The sequence below is a fragment of the Vibrio sp. 1078-1 genome, from assembly GCF_033340475.1.
Genome location: NZ_JAWOWM010000133.1, coordinates 1 through 919 on the forward strand (window position 1 = coordinate 1; position 919 = coordinate 919).

General features: G+C 49.6%; 2 protein-coding genes. Both read right to left on the minus strand.

What is annotated here, in order from left to right; genetic code table 11:
• On the minus strand, positions 1 to 121 hold a 121-nt coding region (locus tag R7190_RS26125; protein ID WP_318137711.1), incomplete at its 3' end, for a 4Fe-4S binding protein.
• Positions 121 to 919: molybdopterin dinucleotide binding domain-containing protein (locus R7190_RS26130; RefSeq protein WP_318137710.1), on the minus strand; the 799-nt coding region annotated here is incomplete at its 5' end. The genes R7190_RS26130 and R7190_RS26125, both read right to left, overlap by 1 nt.

Consider the following 919-nt stretch of genomic DNA (forward strand, 5'->3'; position numbering starts at 1 on the left):
CACGACGGAAGTTACGGTCGATACCCAGATCTTTGTTGTCTTTACAAGAGAGCTGACATGTTTTGCAGCCAGTACATTTGCTTGAATCAATGTAAAAGCCATACTGTTTCGCTGTGCTCATTATTTAGCCCCCATTTTCTTAATTAGCGTCACTTCAACGAGGTTGGTATGGCTCGGGTTTGATTTTGCCAAAGGGCTTGGACGTTGTGTTGTTAGCACGTTGATAGAGCCCGCTTGGTCAACACCTTTTGCGTTTGGTGCGTACCATGCGCCCTCACCTAAGCCAACCACATGCGGCATGATGCGTGGGGTCACTTTTACGCGAACGTTCATTTCACCAAACTTGCTACGAACGCTCACCAAATCACCGTTGTCGATGTTGCGTGACGCTGCATCAATCGGGTTGATCCAAAGCTCTTGTGGCGCTGCTGCTTTTAGGATGTCCACGTTGCCGTACGTTGAGTGCGCGCGCGATTTGTAGTGGAAGCCCGTTAGCTGAAGTGGGAACTCTTTACGATCTGGCGAATCCCAGCCGTTGAATGTCGAAACATATTCTGGCAACGGTGTGATGGATTCATCTTCGTCCAGTTCCCATTCTTCGTTGCTCTTCGCGAGGGTCTCTGAGTAGATCTCAATCTTACCTGACGGAGAAGGCAACGGATTCGCCTCTGGGTCACGACGGAAGTCCTCAAACGCCACGTGTGGACGGTCGAATTGCTTCTTGTAGATGCCCTGCTTTCTCATCTCATCGTAAGACGGCAGGTTTGGATCGTTGTTTTGTTTGACGGTCTGAGCGTACATCCATTGCAGCCACTCTTCTTGCGTGCGACCTTCAGTAAACTCATCAAACACGCCCATACGCTTCGCCACACCAGACATGATGTCGTAGATTGGCTTACATTCGAAACGAGGTTGAATC